This is a genomic window from Desulfotomaculum sp. OF05-3 (assembly GCF_003435535.1).
GTDB lineage: Bacteria > Bacillota > Clostridia > Lachnospirales > Lachnospiraceae > Pilosibacter > Pilosibacter fragilis.
The window spans coordinates 1-14364 of the sequence record NZ_QWGO01000052.1; the positions used below are offsets into that span (position 1 = coordinate 1).

21 protein-coding genes are annotated in these 14364 nt (G+C 47.6%); 3 read left to right on the forward strand and 18 right to left on the reverse strand.

What is annotated here, in order from left to right:
- Window positions 1-100: 100 nt before the first annotated feature.
- From DXA87_RS16485 to DXA87_RS16505, 5 genes are all read right to left on the reverse strand, one after another.
- The gene (locus DXA87_RS16485; RefSeq protein WP_050004289.1) at window positions 101-466 is read right to left on the reverse strand and encodes a hypothetical protein; all 366 of its coding nucleotides are present in this window, start codon (window positions 464-466) and stop codon (window positions 101-103) included.
- Window positions 467-543: 77 nt separating this feature from the next.
- Window positions 544-738, reverse strand: a complete 195-nt coding sequence (locus DXA87_RS16490) for a transposon-encoded TnpW family protein (RefSeq protein ID WP_117505400.1) — start codon at window positions 736-738, stop codon at window positions 544-546.
- 42 nt (window positions 739-780) lie between these two features.
- On the reverse strand, window positions 781-1644 hold the full coding sequence (locus tag DXA87_RS16495) for an ATP-binding protein (protein ID WP_117505402.1): 864 nt from the start codon (window positions 1642-1644) through the stop codon (window positions 781-783).
- On the reverse strand, window positions 1641-2375 hold the full coding sequence (locus tag DXA87_RS16500) for a phage replisome organizer N-terminal domain-containing protein (protein WP_015528455.1): 735 nt from the start codon (window positions 2373-2375) through the stop codon (window positions 1641-1643). The genes DXA87_RS16495 and DXA87_RS16500 overlap by 4 nt, the downstream gene beginning before the upstream one ends.
- 113 nt (window positions 2376-2488) lie before the next feature.
- A complete protein-coding gene (locus DXA87_RS16505) occupies window positions 2489-2887 on the reverse strand; it encodes a cysteine-rich VLP domain-containing protein (RefSeq protein WP_117505404.1) in 399 nt (132 codons plus the stop codon).
- A gap of 126 nt (window positions 2888-3013) precedes the next feature.
- Here DXA87_RS16505 and DXA87_RS16510 point away from each other — a divergent pair, with 126 nt between their 5' ends.
- Both DXA87_RS16510 and DXA87_RS16515 read left to right on the forward strand, forming a co-directional pair.
- Window positions 3014-3292, forward strand: coding sequence for a type II toxin-antitoxin system RelB/DinJ family antitoxin (locus tag DXA87_RS16510; RefSeq protein WP_117505406.1), 279 nt, complete (start codon window positions 3014-3016; stop codon window positions 3290-3292).
- Window positions 3289-3579: a type II toxin-antitoxin system YafQ family toxin gene (locus DXA87_RS16515; RefSeq protein ID WP_003509355.1), complete on the forward strand. Its 291-nt coding sequence runs from the start codon at window positions 3289-3291 to the stop codon at window positions 3577-3579. The genes DXA87_RS16510 and DXA87_RS16515 overlap by 4 nt, the downstream gene beginning before the upstream one ends.
- Before the next feature lie 106 nt (window positions 3580-3685).
- Here DXA87_RS16515 and mobQ read toward each other — a convergent pair whose 3' ends face one another.
- The 10 genes from mobQ to DXA87_RS16565 all read right to left on the reverse strand — a co-directional run bounded on the left by mobQ (window position 3686) and on the right by DXA87_RS16565 (window position 11062).
- Complete coding sequence (gene mobQ, locus DXA87_RS16520; RefSeq protein WP_117505408.1) at window positions 3686-5131, reverse strand: MobQ family relaxase; 1446 nt, start codon at window positions 5129-5131, stop codon at window positions 3686-3688.
- A 186-nt stretch (window positions 5132-5317) separates the two neighbouring features.
- On the reverse strand, window positions 5318-5608 hold the full coding sequence (locus DXA87_RS16525) for a DUF3847 domain-containing protein (RefSeq protein WP_014081144.1): 291 nt from the start codon (window positions 5606-5608) through the stop codon (window positions 5318-5320).
- Between the two features lie 28 nt (window positions 5609-5636).
- Window positions 5637-6098 (reverse strand): sigma factor-like helix-turn-helix DNA-binding protein, encoded by a 462-nt coding sequence (locus DXA87_RS16530; RefSeq protein WP_117505410.1) that lies wholly within the window; start codon window positions 6096-6098, stop codon window positions 5637-5639.
- 10 nt (window positions 6099-6108) lie between these two features.
- A complete protein-coding gene (locus tag DXA87_RS16535) occupies window positions 6109-6561 on the reverse strand; it encodes an RNA polymerase subunit sigma-24 (RefSeq protein WP_117505412.1) in 453 nt (150 codons plus the stop codon).
- 103 nt (window positions 6562-6664) lie between these two features.
- Window positions 6665-7078, reverse strand: a complete 414-nt coding sequence (locus tag DXA87_RS16540; RefSeq protein ID WP_007860240.1) for a sigma factor-like helix-turn-helix DNA-binding protein — start codon at window positions 7076-7078, stop codon at window positions 6665-6667.
- A gap of 527 nt (window positions 7079-7605) precedes the next feature.
- Window positions 7606-7779 carry a cysteine-rich KTR domain-containing protein gene (locus tag DXA87_RS16545; RefSeq protein ID WP_081026450.1) on the reverse strand — a complete coding sequence of 58 codons (174 nt, stop codon included), beginning with the start codon at window positions 7777-7779 and terminating at the stop codon, window positions 7606-7608.
- A 5-nt stretch (window positions 7780-7784) separates the two neighbouring features.
- Complete coding sequence (locus DXA87_RS16550) at window positions 7785-8891, reverse strand: hypothetical protein (protein WP_016300381.1); 1107 nt, start codon at window positions 8889-8891, stop codon at window positions 7785-7787.
- The gene (locus tag DXA87_RS16555) at window positions 8884-9759 is read right to left on the reverse strand and encodes an ABC transporter ATP-binding protein (protein WP_117505414.1); all 876 of its coding nucleotides are present in this window, start codon (window positions 9757-9759) and stop codon (window positions 8884-8886) included. Before DXA87_RS16555 ends, DXA87_RS16550 begins: the two co-directional genes overlap by 8 nt.
- Entirely contained in the window at window positions 9744-10517 is a 774-nt protein-coding gene (locus DXA87_RS16560; protein WP_016300379.1) for a hypothetical protein, read from the reverse strand. Before DXA87_RS16560 ends, DXA87_RS16555 begins: the two co-directional genes overlap by 16 nt.
- Window positions 10514-11062 carry an RNA polymerase sigma factor gene (locus DXA87_RS16565; RefSeq protein ID WP_031276249.1) on the reverse strand — a complete coding sequence of 183 codons (549 nt, stop codon included), beginning with the start codon at window positions 11060-11062 and terminating at the stop codon, window positions 10514-10516. Before DXA87_RS16565 ends, DXA87_RS16560 begins: the two co-directional genes overlap by 4 nt.
- 235 nt (window positions 11063-11297) lie before the next feature.
- Between DXA87_RS16565 and DXA87_RS16570 the strand changes: the two genes are divergently transcribed.
- Complete coding sequence (locus DXA87_RS16570; RefSeq protein ID WP_117505416.1) at window positions 11298-11666, forward strand: helix-turn-helix transcriptional regulator; 369 nt, start codon at window positions 11298-11300, stop codon at window positions 11664-11666.
- 27 nt (window positions 11667-11693) lie between these two features.
- On the opposite strand, the gene DXA87_RS16575 is transcribed toward DXA87_RS16570, so the two are convergent.
- From DXA87_RS16575 to DXA87_RS16585, 3 genes are read right to left on the reverse strand one after another with little or no spacing between them, the layout of a single operon-like run.
- The gene (locus DXA87_RS16575) at window positions 11694-11993 is read right to left on the reverse strand and encodes a hypothetical protein (RefSeq protein ID WP_004612693.1); all 300 of its coding nucleotides are present in this window, start codon (window positions 11991-11993) and stop codon (window positions 11694-11696) included.
- Between the two features lie 16 nt (window positions 11994-12009).
- Window positions 12010-12363: a TnpV protein gene (locus DXA87_RS16580; protein WP_044987169.1), complete on the reverse strand. Its 354-nt coding sequence runs from the start codon at window positions 12361-12363 to the stop codon at window positions 12010-12012.
- A gap of 26 nt (window positions 12364-12389) precedes the next feature.
- Window positions 12390-14270, reverse strand: coding sequence for a recombinase family protein (locus tag DXA87_RS16585; protein WP_117505418.1), 1881 nt, complete (start codon window positions 14268-14270; stop codon window positions 12390-12392).
- Window positions 14271-14364 lie beyond the last annotated feature (94 nt).

The window sequence follows — 14364 nt, forward strand, 5'->3', positions numbered from 1 at the left end:
CCAGAGACAAATTGTCAAGGACTTTTTCATCAAATTCACAAAAAAGCCACAAAAAAAGTGCCAGAAGCACCGTATGGCTCCTGACACCTCGTTTGATAGATTACATTTTTCCGTTCAGCAGGTCTTTGCAGAGATACGCATAGTCTGGCAGCTGGTTGATATATGGCTCCCAGCGCCGCTTGATTTCCGCCAATTCCAGCGGATCGGCTTTCTCCAGTGCATGATCGTTGCCTGTCATATATAAAACATCCGTAGCAACATCATCCAAACACCTGCCGCAGAGATCAGCAGCTGATTCTATCCTAATGCCAGTATCCACATAAAGCGGATTGACGCCAATCGCCAGCCAGACATAGCCTACCTTGTCCGACCAGAGCAGTTCAAAATCAGGGCTTTGCCGCAGATGTTCCGCAAAGACCTCCTTTACTCGTTCAATTTCATGCTTCTCTTTTTCTGTGTAAAGCATTTTCGTGTCCTCCTTGACAAAAATTTTGGTGCGTACCATTATCAGTTTAGCACAAGGCGGCTTCGTTTATCAGTCTGTCACATCTGCTGAATTTCATTTTTGAGCATACGCTTGATTTTATCGCTCATGGTTTCTGTGCTAGTCTGGCTGAAATGGACATGAACCTTGTAGGTTGTCTTGCCAATTTTCTTTACCATCGCTGGCGTGTTTTCCGGCGCTCTGGACGCAGTAACGGCGTCTGCCACCTGCATAGCATGGGGTTCTTTGTTCATGGCGCTCCTTTCTCCGAACGGGTCTGTGCCGCCGGTAAAAAATCAGTCGTGCTTACTGTTTACAATGTCTTTTGCTGTCTGTCGGGTAGCACCGGCATTTTCTTCCCGGAAATTCTTCCCGTCAAAGAGAATCGGCGCACACCGTTCCAGAATACGGTCATAGATACGGGCGTGAGCCAGATCAGGTGGGTTTTTCAACTCGGACAGTTTCAAGTTTGTTGTGATAATCATGGGTCTACGGCTGCGATAGCGGCTGTCGATGACGAAAAACATCTGCTCCATAGCATATTCGGTACTGCGCTCTACACCCAAATCGTCAATGATAAGCAGGTCATACTCGTCAAAGTTGGCAATAAACTCCGACCTGTCCTCAGAGAACATCCCGGTCAGGCGGTTCAGAATGGTGGGGAAGTTTGTCATCAGCACCGGCACATCCCGGTCAAGCAGGGCGTTGGCAATACAACCGGCGAAAAAGGACTTGCCGGTTCCCACATCCCCGAACAACAGCAGGCCGGTGTTGTTTTTATATGCCTCCTTCCAGTTCTCCACATAGGCGCGGGCCTTGTCCATCAATGGGTTTTGGCCGTTGTCGTTGGCAAAGGTGTAGTCGTACAGATAGCGGTCTTGCAGGCCCTGGGCCTTCCGGCGTTTGATACGCTCCATGCGGCGCTGCCGTTCCTCGGCGGCCTTGCGCCGTTCCTCGGCCTCCCGCTGACACTGGCAGATACAGCGGGGCATGAAGTAGCCAGGTTTCCCAAAGCATGGCACAACGGTCTGCCTCTGGCCGCCGCATTTCTTACAGTGGATGAGACCGTCTGACGGATCTATATACTCGTCCTCAGCCAGTTCCACACTGGCAGCTGCCTTGTCGATCAGCGCCCGGATTTCTGCGGTAATCTCAATCATACAGTTTCATCCTCCTTTACGCTGTAATCCCGGTTGCGTGAGGGTGTGATCGTTTTTTTAGCATCCTCACCGGCCCAGCGCCGGATGGTGGCAGCATGGCTCTGATACCGCTTGCCGGTAGAAGCCATGTACTCGGACAGCTTTTCGATGTACTGGCCCCATACAGTGGGAAAGCTGGCCTGTAAGTCTGCCAGTTCCCCGTCCGTCAGGAAAACATTCTGGTAACGGCCATAGGCGTGGGCGGGGTGTCCCTTCTCTATCTCTCTCTTTATCTCTATCTCTTTCTCTAACTCTATCTCTATCTCTGGTGGACGAATGTCGGACAAATGTCCGCCGTTTGTCCGGGGCGCAGAAAGAGCCTTATTTTGGAGCCTCGCAGCCCGCTTTCGCTCAGCCTCGGTAGAGGACTGGCCGATTAAAAGTTCGATGTTGCTCATGTAGAATGTGCCGCTGTCCAGCACTTCCACAAGGCCCAGCTTCAAAAAGATCTGCAAGGCTCTCTCCACAGTGCCGATCTGCTGGCGGGTGATGGTGGCGATCATCTGCGCCGTGTAGGGGATGTCCTCGTCAAGCTGGAGCCGCCCGCCATGTTTCAGCGATTTCAGATACAGCTTGAGCAGAATGTTGGAATACAGCACACCATCCTGCATACTTTCCAGCAGCACGATGGAATCATCGTCAAAATAGTTTTCTTTGAGTTTCAGGTAATAATATTTTCGGTTGTCTGACATAGGGTTCCTCCTTGGGGTTTCTCTTGGGATTCTGTACGCATTTTAAGGCCGTTTTAGGGGTCGGAGGATAAATCTATCAGCCTGCCTTTGACACCCTCAAAAAAAGCCTTGATTTACAAGGGTTTTTCAGCCCCTAAAGCGTGACATTTCTTCCGTTGTTTCCGCTTGCGCTTTGCGGCGTTGATCCGCTTCATGCGTGCGGCACATTCCGGGCAGTATTTGGCCCGGTTGGAACCGGGGGTAAACAGCGCCCCACATACGGCGCATTTCTTTGCATTCAGCCGGTGGAACAGCGCCGTTTCCAGTTCCTTATCCTGCGGCAATACCGCCGTCCGAAACCACCTGCACAACAGGGAATAGGAAATGGACTGGACACAGACACATTCCTCCCCATCGTCCAGGGCGATACAGTTTCCGTCGATGTAGTTACAGCACTCATGCACTAGCCTCCGCACTCTGCGGTACTGGCGGTAATCCATGACGGGGATAGGTTCAGACTTATTGTTCTTCATAAATGATTTCTTTCATAAAGCCAGTAACCTCCTTGAATGAATTTATTGTTAAATATTCGTGCAAAGTATTGTTTTCTTCGTGCAAATGGCATATACTATAATTGCCAGCAGAAAGGGGTTGATCGTATGGCTGGAAATACCACAAACATCAGTATCCGCATGGACGCAGATTTGAAAGCGCAAGCGGACGCACTGTTTACTGAACTTGGCATGAACCTGACTACGGCGTTTAACATCTTTGTGCGCCAGTCGCTTCGTGAAGGCGGCATTCCCTTTGAGGTGAAGCTGGAACAGCCCAACAAGGAAACGGTTGCTGCCATGCTGGAAGCGGAAAGGATTGCAAAAGACCCGTCTGTAAAGGGATACAATGACCTTGACGAGTTGTTTGCCGACCTGAAAAAATGAGGAAAACAAAGTACACCGTCAAGTACACGACCGCTTTCAAAAAGGACTACAAGCGGGCAATCAAGCGCGGCCTGAAAATCGAATTGCTGGAACAGGTCGTGGCGCTGCTGTCGATGGGCGAACCGCTGCCGGATAAAAACCGCGATCACGATTTGTCCGGCGATTGGGTGGGCCATCGGGAATGTCACATTCTCCCGGACTGGCTGCTCATTTACCGTATCGAGGATGATGTGCTGGTGCTGACGCTTGCCCGCACCGGGTCGCACAGCGACTTGTTCGGCAAATAAACCATCTGCCGCCGTATGGGGAAACCTGTACGGCGGTTTTTCTGTGTGCAAAAGGGTGTCGTGAAACGCGACGCACCTGAAAGGGGTCGGCAAAGCGCCGTACCCTTTACCGCTCCGGCCCCCGGTCGCGGGGCTTGTCCCGTTCCTGTCGGGCCAGTTGGTCGGCGGCCTTGCGGAGCCGTTCCACAGCTTTTAGCTCCTCCCGCATAGCTTTCATGTCGATGCTGTCCACCTGTTTCTGGGCGGTCAACAGGTCGATCTCACGCCGCCATTCCTTCGGGGTGATTGCCTCGCCGCTGTCTTTCAGTTCTTTCAGATACCGGGCCGCCGCGTCATAGAGGATCAGTTCCCGGCTGTGGCGCTGCTCGAACAGTTCCCGCTTCTCCGGCTTTACCCTGGCAAGCTGCTTGTGGACAGTCTTATACTCGTTGTACTGCGCCCACATCTCCCCGTGCTCGGTGAGGACAGCGATCCGGCGCTCAGCCTTGACGATCTTTCCCCGCAGGTCATAGTAACGGCTGTTCATATCAGCGATTTTTTCATGAAGCTGCTGCATAGACTGGATGCCGTTTGCCTGTAAAAAGCTAAATAGTGCAGCGCTTTCCTGCAAAGCCCGGATTTTACCGGTGCGGGTGCGGGGAGTGTTCAACTGCTGCTGGGCCTCCCACAAAGCAGTCAAGCTGCTTTGCTGTGTTTGTGGTTTTTCCGCTTCGTCTTTCGACCAACGATAAAGCCGGGTAATGCGGGCTTTGATTTCTTTCAGCAGCTTGTTGTCGGCAGCGATCTGCCGGTTTACTTCCCCCTTGTCGGTGCGGATGCCGCGCTTCTCCATCTGGCTGGCGGCTGGCCCCAGGTGGACAGAGGGGATTTTATCAATGCCCTGTCGCTTGTAGCTGCGGTGGTCTACCAGGGCAGGCTGACCGGCTGCCTCCAACACCCGATTGGTGTAGGCCGCCCACGCTGCCCGCCAAATCTCCACATTTCCTTTATCGTTCCAATCGGTTGTATCCTCACGATGATTTTTCCAGCCGCCTTTCCCATCCGGGATACGCTGTCCATTCTCGTCCAGGTCGTATGCCTTGCGGCACTTTGCGCCCCACTGTCCATTTTCTTTCAGAGGTCGGAGCGTCAGCATGATATGGACATGAGGGTTGCCGGTTCCCTTGTCATGGATGGCGAAGTCGGCGCACATCCCCTTGTCCACAAAGTTGTCCTTCACATAGGCACGCACAAGAGCGAGCTGTTGTTCGCCGGACAGTTCGCGAGGCAGAGCTGCTTCGATCTCGCGGGCAAGCTGGCTGTCCCTTGCTTTCTCGATTTGCTCCACGCTGTTCCAGAGGGTGGAGCGGTCTGCAAATTCCGGCGGGGCGTGGGCGGGCAGCATGATCTCCGCATGGACAATGCCGCCTTTCCGGGTGTAGTCATGGGTCAGGCCGTCCCATTCATTTGTCAGCTTGGTTCCGCTTCGGTAGGCGGCTGCGGCAACAGCGGAACGGCCCTCGCTGCGCTTGATGATACTGACGGGAATATGGCAAAAATCTATGGGTGGCACCTCCTTTCGGCGGGGATATTTCAGGCTCCGTGGAGCCGAACAAACGCGAAGCGGGTGTTTGGCTGCGCGGGGCGCACAAGGGGTTTGGGGAGTGTAGCGCCCCATCGCGGACGAAGTACGCAACGCCCCCGGCAGGGCGCACAGCACCGGCAACGGTGTATAAGTGCGCCCTTGTAAACAAGGGACTTATGGCGTGTCCCCGGATTTTGGCAGGTTTGCAGTCAATTCCGCAGCCCCCGGAAGATGGGACAGGGCAATCAGAAATGTTTTGACCTCCGCGCCGGAAAGGTCGGGAGCCAGCGGGAAAATCCCCTCCAAAACGGCTCCGCGCTCAATCAGGCGGCGGGTGCGACCCCTGCGTTCTTCGTTCCGCTGCTTGTTCTCCAAAATCTTCTTTCGGTTTTCAAGCTGCCGAATCTCCTTCAGGACTTTCTCCCGTTCTTCTTTTTGGGGGTGGGCTGTAATTTTTTCGTTCATGTCAGGCACCTCTTTTCTTTGGAAATACTCATAGATTGACCGTCCATTTCTGACGCGCAAAGTACCGGCGCAGTCTCCGCAGTGCGGCATGGATGGATTTTCCCGCCTGTGATGGCGTGATACCCTCCATTGCGGCAATATCTTTCACTTTCATACCCAGCATATAGCGGGCGTGAACACGGCGAGCCTGCATAGGCGGCAGGGAAGAAATGGCTTCGTACAATCGCCGTATCAGTTCTTCGTATTCGGCTAATTCTTCTTTTTCTATCAGGTAGTCCTCCGGCGATGGCTGCGCCCAGCCGATGGCGGCATTTTCGATTCCATCGTTACAGTCGAGGGAATAAAATGCCTTATACCGGAACATCTTGCGCTCTCTGGCGGCCTCGGCTCTCTTATCCAGAAGAAACGCTTCGACGATCTCATCGGACACCTCCACACAAATGTCCTCTTTGCAAAATGGATAATATTGTTTGAGATTGATGGTCTGCATAGGCATGCCCTCACTCTGTTTGGAAAAGGCCATCATAGCAGCGGCGCATATTCCGCAGACCCCGGCGGATGGCAACGCTAACCTTGCTGCTGTGGACGCCCTCTATCCGAGAGATTTCCGGCTGCTTGATACCAGCAATGTAGTAGGCGTGAACACGGCGGGCCTGTGTCGGAGTGGCATGAGCCAGAGCCGCAGGCAGAGCTGCAATCAGGCGCAGACGGGTGGTCATTTCTTCTCGTTCCACCAGAATATCCTCCGGCGATCTGCCGTGTTCCAGCGCGTAGTTCTCCGTCCAGCTATATGCGTCCAGGGAGTACCAGGCGCGGTGGTAGACCTTCCGGCGCTCATAGTTGTTCATCTCGCGCTGGGCCTGCCGCATGGCCTCCCAGACCTCGTCGCTGACCTCTACAAACTTGTCGTGCCGGTAGTGGGTATAAATCCACCGCAGATTGATTGTTTTCATAGGCTTACCTCCTGAAAATGGGAGAGGCGGACAGCTCGTCCGCTGTCCGCCCCTCGCTGAGATAAGGGAAATGATCCCTTTCACTTGGTAGCCAGAAAACAGGTCATTCGTTAAGCCTGTTCTCAAAGAAATTTATAAATTTTTTTCTGACCGCCTCCACACTTTGATACACAGCCACTTTGGAGCAGCCGCACAGCACACCGATCTCTGCAAGGCTCAGCCCGTCAAGCGCATAGAGCAGGAACCGGCGGCGCTGGGCCTCGGTACAGGTGTCCAGAACAGCCATCAGCTCATGCAGCGTTTCCATGCGGCAAAGGTATTCCTCCGGCGTTTCGCCGTAGACCCCTACACCCTCGGTGGTAATGATGTACTCGTCAAACTCCCGGCCATCCCAATGCCGCCGCTGTTCATGGAACAGGTTCTCCGTTTTATGATCGGCCCGGTCAAGAAATTCATAGACTTCCAGCGTAACCTCCACGGCCACAGCTTGTCCGTTATAATTGATGGTAACTTCCATCTGCCTTTCCTCCATTCAGATTTTTTGGGTAAATCTGAATGGGGCGGCGGAGAACGGCACCGGGGATAAAGTTCGGGCCATGCTGACCCGATGTTCCGGCTCCATAGGGACAAAAAAGCGCCCGGACGGCATAAAGCCATACGAGCGTAATAGAGAATATTTTGCTGTTTAGTTACATGGTATAGTGCATACTGCTGACCACATTGCTCCGCTGCCGGGAGCAGGCTTTTTTTAGCTGGTGCAGATCATGGGTACTGTGAAAAGACGCAAACATAGACACGGCGGCATCCTCCTATATGCCGCCGTGGATTTACACGGTGTTGGGTCGTCGTTGGTTTAGGGTAGACGAAAAGAAACGGCGGCTCTGATTTCTCAAAACCGCCGCCAGGGTATCTAGAGTAAGCGCACAAAATCAACCTGCCCAGCTACGGTTTTTTTTTCTTTCCCCATTAGGCGGGGCAGGTTTAAAAGAATATGAAAAGCCGATAACAGCAGTCATGTTAGCCTGCGTGTTATCGGCTCTGCGTCTATGCGTCTGGCTCTCTAATAACGGATATATTCAGTTGCTTTACATGAATGAGCGTTTCCTGTTTACATTTTGGACAGAACAAGGGGAAATTCCTTAATTCCGTGTCAATTCGTATTTTTATTCGGGTTTTATTATGGCATATAGGACAACTAACCCAACTTGTCTCTTTCATCAAAATTACCCCGTAACTTGATGTTTCTTTGATATATTTTTTGTTAGTCTATAAAATACGAATATCAATCCAACATTAAGGATGATCATAAAGACCGGCTGGCTCATACCGAAATATGTTTTCATATCAGAAAATATACCGTTTGTATGAAGCATAAAAATCGGGCAAATTTCCTGCATTTTTTGTAAAACAGGAAGGCTATCATTAAAATCAAACACAACTGGCAAGAAGCAGATGACGCAAGAAGTAATAAGCGCTGTAACAGGAGAACTCATTTGAGCACTTAAAAACAATGTAATAGTTGTCAAGGCTACAATCCCAAAAATATTCAATATTACAGAGATAAAGAACATTTGCAAAAAGGTCAAATTATATATTGAAGAAGCATAATGTAATGAAGATTGAATGCTTACATTCCACCCCTGTAACCCATAGGTACAGCCATACAGAACTAAATTTAGCAGTAAATACAAGAGGTATGTGCCAATTACAACTTCCAAGGCCGCTATAATTTTTGAAGTTGTGAGTTTGGTTCGGCCATACCGAGCCGAATAAATAATGCTATCTGTATGAAGTGCATACTCTTCTGAGAAAACAGGAGATAGAGTGATTACAACAATTAAACATATCATTATGGACAAGATGCTCCCCATTCCAGATAATAGCTTATCCCAGCCATCACAATATCCTAAAGTCACAGTTGGACTATTTGGATATGCTGTTTCGAGTGACTTAAAACTACCATCAGAATTTGTCAAATATTCCAGAATCGCCGCTTGGTCACGATAAACATGAACAGCAGAAAAAGCAGAATTTTCATCTTGTCCAACAGTTGCTTGTTTTGCTTGGTCGATTTTTTCTTGCATAGTAAGTAATGTATTTTGAGAGAGTTTTCCTTCAAATATTTCTGCTACTTCCTTCCGTTGTTCAATGGCTGTAAAACCGCTTGCTAATGCCATTTTTTCAAGGTCATAATCATAGAAAACATTTTGATAATTAAATTGAAAAAAGAAAAAATAGGCAACGATAAGAACCACACCAGCTAAAAACAACATTCGTGTTTGCTTTCTCGAACATATTTTATTTCGTTCTGCTTTTATCATTTCATTCATGCTCGGATACCTCCGCAAAATAGTATAAATACAAATCTTCCAATGTTGGATCAACATTCCAAGCGGTTCTGCATGGTGCTTCTTGAGAAATAATCCTCAGCCGTTCTGCACCATTATTATGTTTCAGATTTGCTGTTACATAGTTCAATTCTAATTCTTCGGCCTCTTTTCGAGATACATCACATTCCCAAACACATTTTTCAATCGGCTTCAAAATTTCTTCTGGAGAACCATGTTGAATTAACTCGCCATTTTTCATAATCAGAATCTCATTTGCGATATATTCAACATCAGAAACAATGTGAGTGGACAAAATTACAATTCTATTTTCTGCCAAAGAACTAATCAGATTCCTAAACCGCACCCGCTCTTTCGGGTCAAGTCCAGCTGTAGGTTCATCCAAAATCAAAATACGGGGATCGTTTAGTAATGCTTGAGCAATTCCCAAGCGTTGTTTCATACCGCCGGAAAAAGTTTTGATTTTTTCGTTTTTCTGTGTGAGCAGATCAACAACCTGCAACAGCTCCATTGTGCGATTATGGGCTTTTTTAGGCGGCAGCCCCTTTATTGCAGAGATATACATCAAAAATTTATACGCTGTAAAGTTAGGATAATAGCCAAAATTTTGTGGCAGGTAGCCTAAGATATTACGATATTTCTCGCCCAAATCATGAATGTTTTTCCCGTTAAAAAAAATGGCTCCTTTCGTTTCAGTTTGGACATCGCAAATAATTCGCATCAAAGTTGTCTTGCCCGCACCATTTGCCCCGAGTAGACCATAAACACCATTTGTTAATTTTGCGCTGAAATGATTTACAGCTTTTTTTCTTCCATATTCTTTTGAAAGATCATTTATTGTAAGTTCCATATCAATTCTCCAATCATTTTTTCTTTTTTCAAGTACAGTTGAAGTGTTTTCCCTAATAGGATAATAGATAACACATAAAATCCAATCCATCCCCAGAACATAGACGCTTCAAATATAAATCGCTGATGGAGTACAAGAGAAAATGTTCCAGAAAGAAAAATCATACAAGCGATTAAATGATACAAGCTATCATTTGTCCTGCTTTTCGCACATATAAAAAGATAACAAGTGCAAGAAATATTAAATGGAATCAAACCATACAACACCATTTCAATCATTGATTTCTGGTAAATATATGCCATTGAAATTAAAATGACTGTTATTAGGAAAAGGTTGATTACTCCAATAATCAGCATACGACCTGCTACAATTTTTACCAGCGTTGTTCTACTAGACTGTTCAATTTCCCACATACCATAGATGTTGCTTTTAGATATTTCTATTGCACCTAATAACGCAAGGAATGGAACCATAACTGCAAGGATTGTCAATGGATAATAAAATGGAACCCTCCATTGGCCCAGGATACATGCTAATAATACTGCACATATAGTGAGTATTATTTGAACAATCCAGAAAGAAAGCGGCAGAAATTGAAGTTGGTTCAATATAATATCTCGCATTGAATTTTTATTGAATTCAGAACTATTCATGTAACTTTTTCCAGCTACGATTACTGCTTTAATTTTAGGTTCAGATGGAGCAGGCGTTTCACAACTCTGCAACCATTCTAATACACCATTTTGTTTTTGGGTCATACATTATCGCCTCCTCTAAAATCAGCCAAATATCGTTCCAGTTTTTTAATCCCCTGTTGGAGCCTAGATTTTACAGTAGAAACACTAGCTTTTGTAATGGTTGCAATCTCTCGGATTTTCAAATCATAATAAAATCGTAAAATGATGACCTCTTTTTGATAGTCCGGTAATGTGTTGATTGCATATTGAATTTGCGCTTTAAGTTCGTTAAGCTCAATTTTTTCAAAGGCATTATCAGTATCTTCTATATCTTCAAGAGTTTCTAAATCCATATACAGGGGTTTTGCTTTCTTAGTATAATTGTTACAGGTATTAACAGCAATCGTTAGCAGGTAGTTTTGAAATTTCCCGATCTTTCGTACTGATTGAATATTCTCCAACAATTTCAAGAAAACATCTTGTGTAATATCTGCGGCGGTATCTGGATCGCCGTTCAATCGCCGACAACAAAATAGATAAATTGACTGATAATATTTTCGGACAATTATCTCAAATGCATCTGTGTCACCCGACTGGATTTTTTTAATTAGTATGAAATCTTCGATACCGTGTCACCGCCTTCCATGTGTAAAACGCCTTACACTTAATATACAACTGAGTAACCCAAAAGGATTTAACTTTAGAAATTTTTCTTTTACTTTTTTCATTTCCCTTCTATTGTAATTCCTGTTCTTGAAAAATATAAGATGTAATATATGAATTATAAACTTCAATCAACCTGCATATAGCAACATTCCACGGGCAAAGTATGAATTATACAATGTAATAGGGTGATGCTATATGGCAAAGGTTGAAGATTGTCCCGGTTTTGAAACCTTCGGTGCAGATGTCAAAGCCGCACGAGAGGCAAGGCGTCTGGCACGAAAAACATTGGCAGAAATGGTTGGGATTGAATGGCGGTATCTTGCCAACATTGAGAATCAAGGTGCGATTCCGAGCCTGCCCGTGATGATCCAGTTGATTAAGGTCTGCGGACTTCCCGTGGAACGGTATTTTAACCCGGAGATCATTCGGGAAGAAAGCGAACAGCGGCAACGGGTCAGCCACAAGCTGAAACTCTGCCCTGAAGAATACCTGCCGATTATCGAAGGTGCCATAGACGGGGCGCTCAAAATGGAACAGACTGCGAAGCAGAAGGAGGACGCATAATCGCGGCCTCCTTCTGGCATTTCTATATCAAGGTTCCCGGCACTTTTCCAAAAGTTCCCGACACCTCTGCTGGATTTCTCCGGTTTCTGTCACAGTCAGGTCACGGTCATTTCCAGTAATCTTATCTTCCAGAAAGTTGGCGTATGTACCCAACAAAGCGTTCCGTAAATCCTCCGGGGTTTTCTGTATTTCAGCGCTGTACCAGTCATTCCGGTGGGGTTCCCATGCCATCAATGTATAACCGTGGCTGGTCTGAACCACCTCATACAGTGGATCATCATCCAGATATGCCTGAAACACTTTCAAAATCTTTTCAAAGGTCAGCATTTCCCGCACCTCCCATTCAGCTGCAAATCAGTTCCCTGATTAAAATTTCCTCAATCTGTGCCGTTAATGTGTTCATCAGCCCCACCCAACGCATAGGGTCACAGGCTTTCAGTTCTTCCGTGACACCCGCAGTCTCCATCATGTGAGGCAACATAGTGTCCACACGCTCCTGCGCTGTCCGGTCAATCTCTATCAGGTGTGGATACAGCTTCTCGCTCATCAGCAGATGGTTGTAGAGAATGGGACGATGTTCCTTTAGGTAGGATTTTCGCATTCTGCCGTACTTGCCGATAGAAGTTTCCGGCTGTTCAGAAAGTTTTAGGTTGGGTATATCATAATCTCCACAACGAATGTAAGTCAACTTACTCATATTCATTCTCCTTTGCTTCGTGATGATTAGACTGCTGCGCTGGTTGCTATGCTGCCTTTGTGCGGTTCTTCTTTTGGTAGCTGTCCGACAGTAGAAAAAACACCTTTTTTCATATCCTCAGCCCGGATCAGGGCTTTCTTAGCGTCCATTTCCGCTTTTTTCTTCGCCTTGATTTTGTCCTCATACTGTTTCTGTGCGCCGCTGGCTTTCCGCTTCAAATAATTCTGATGAAGCCTGTCCTTGCGTTCTTCTTTTTTCCGCAGTTCTTCCTGTTCCTCCGGGGTTAAAGGAACCGGCTGTAAGGATGGTGGGATATAGCGCCCTAAAAAATTGAAGTAGATTTCAATTTCCTGCGTGGTGTCCTGGCTGCCTTTTCGGGCGCGTTCGTGGACAAGGATTTTCTCTACAAACTCGTTGAGCATGGTGTTTGTCAGCGTGTCAAAATTCTCATACTTATCAATTAGGGCTATAAATTTCTCTGCGGATTTCTGGCTCTGCTCATAGCCGGTAACAGCCTTTTCCAGCTCTGCAATTTCAATCTCAAGTGCGCCCTGCTCTTTGGCATACTGTGCATCAAGCGCCTTATATCGTGCATCCGGCAGCTTGCCGAGGGCGTTGTCCTCATAGATTTTGCAAATCAGTTTTTCCAGTTCTCCGGCTCTCTTTTGGGCAGCAGCCAGACGCCTGCGCTTTTTCGATATATCGGCACTCTGTTGAGCAACCTGCGTCTCCTGAACAGTGTGAATAAATTCCGTCCGGTCATTTCTCGAATATTCAGCGATAGCCCGGAGCGTGTCGGAAACCAATGTCAGGACAGCACTCTCATTGATACGGTGTTGTGTAGGGCATAGTGTCCCACACGGAACTTTGGTATAATTGGAACAGGTATATTGAGAAACCCGCTTGCCATTGTTGGTGCGGTGGACATACATCTTGCCGCCGCAATCGGCACAATAGAGCAAGCCTGTGAGGGGAGCCGCTTCGCCCCAGCCGTTTGGATAACGCCGTACATTGCTGCGGATTTTCTGCGCCAAATCAAAGGTCTGCTGGTCGATAATGGCTTCATGGGTATTCTCAAAGATCGTCCATTCGTCCTCAGAAACATAGTGGCTTTTCTTGTCCTTAAAGTGCTTGCGGGTCTTGAAATTGATGGTATGCCCTAAATACTCTCGTTTTTTCAAAATGTTCACGATGGTAGATGATCCCCATCCATAGGGGTCTTTGATCGGCTTTGAACGGTTCACACCCTCGTTGAAGCGGGCAAGGTGTACGACAGGAATTTCAATCCGGTCTGCGGATAATTTGCAGGCGATCTGGTAAGGCCCATATCCCTCCAGCGTGAGGGAGAAGATACGGCGTACCACTTCGGAAGCTTCCTCATCTACCAACCAATGCTCCCGATTTTCATCCCACAAGTAGCCGTAAATCACAGTGCCGGTCAGGTGCTTGCCACTCATGCCTTTTGACTTAAATACAGAGCGGATTTTCCGACTGGTATCACGGGCGTAAAATTCATTCATAATGTTGCGGAACGGGGTAAAATCGTCATCGCCTTTCAGACTGTCCACACCGTCGTTGATGGCAATCAGACGAACGCCTCGCTGCCGCAAAACCTCCATAACTTGACCGACCTTCAGATAGTCGCGTCCTAACCGGCTCATGTCCTTGATGACGATTGCTTCTACACGCCCTGCCTCCACTTCCTCCATCATCGCCAAAAATCCGGGGCGGTCAAAACGGGTGCCTGAGATACCATCATCGGTAAAGTGCGTAGGGTTTGGCAGCCCATTCCGGCGGGCAAAATCCTCTAACATCTGTTTTTGGTTGGATATGGAGTTGCTCTCGCCCTGTAACTCATCGTCCCGGCTCAGGCGCTCGTACAGTGGGGTAATTTTTTCATTTCTCATGGCTGTACCTCCTGAAACAAAAATGCTCTAAGTGATTGCTTCACTAACCATGACAAAATCATGATTAAGAAGTCACTTAGAGCATATATCACCG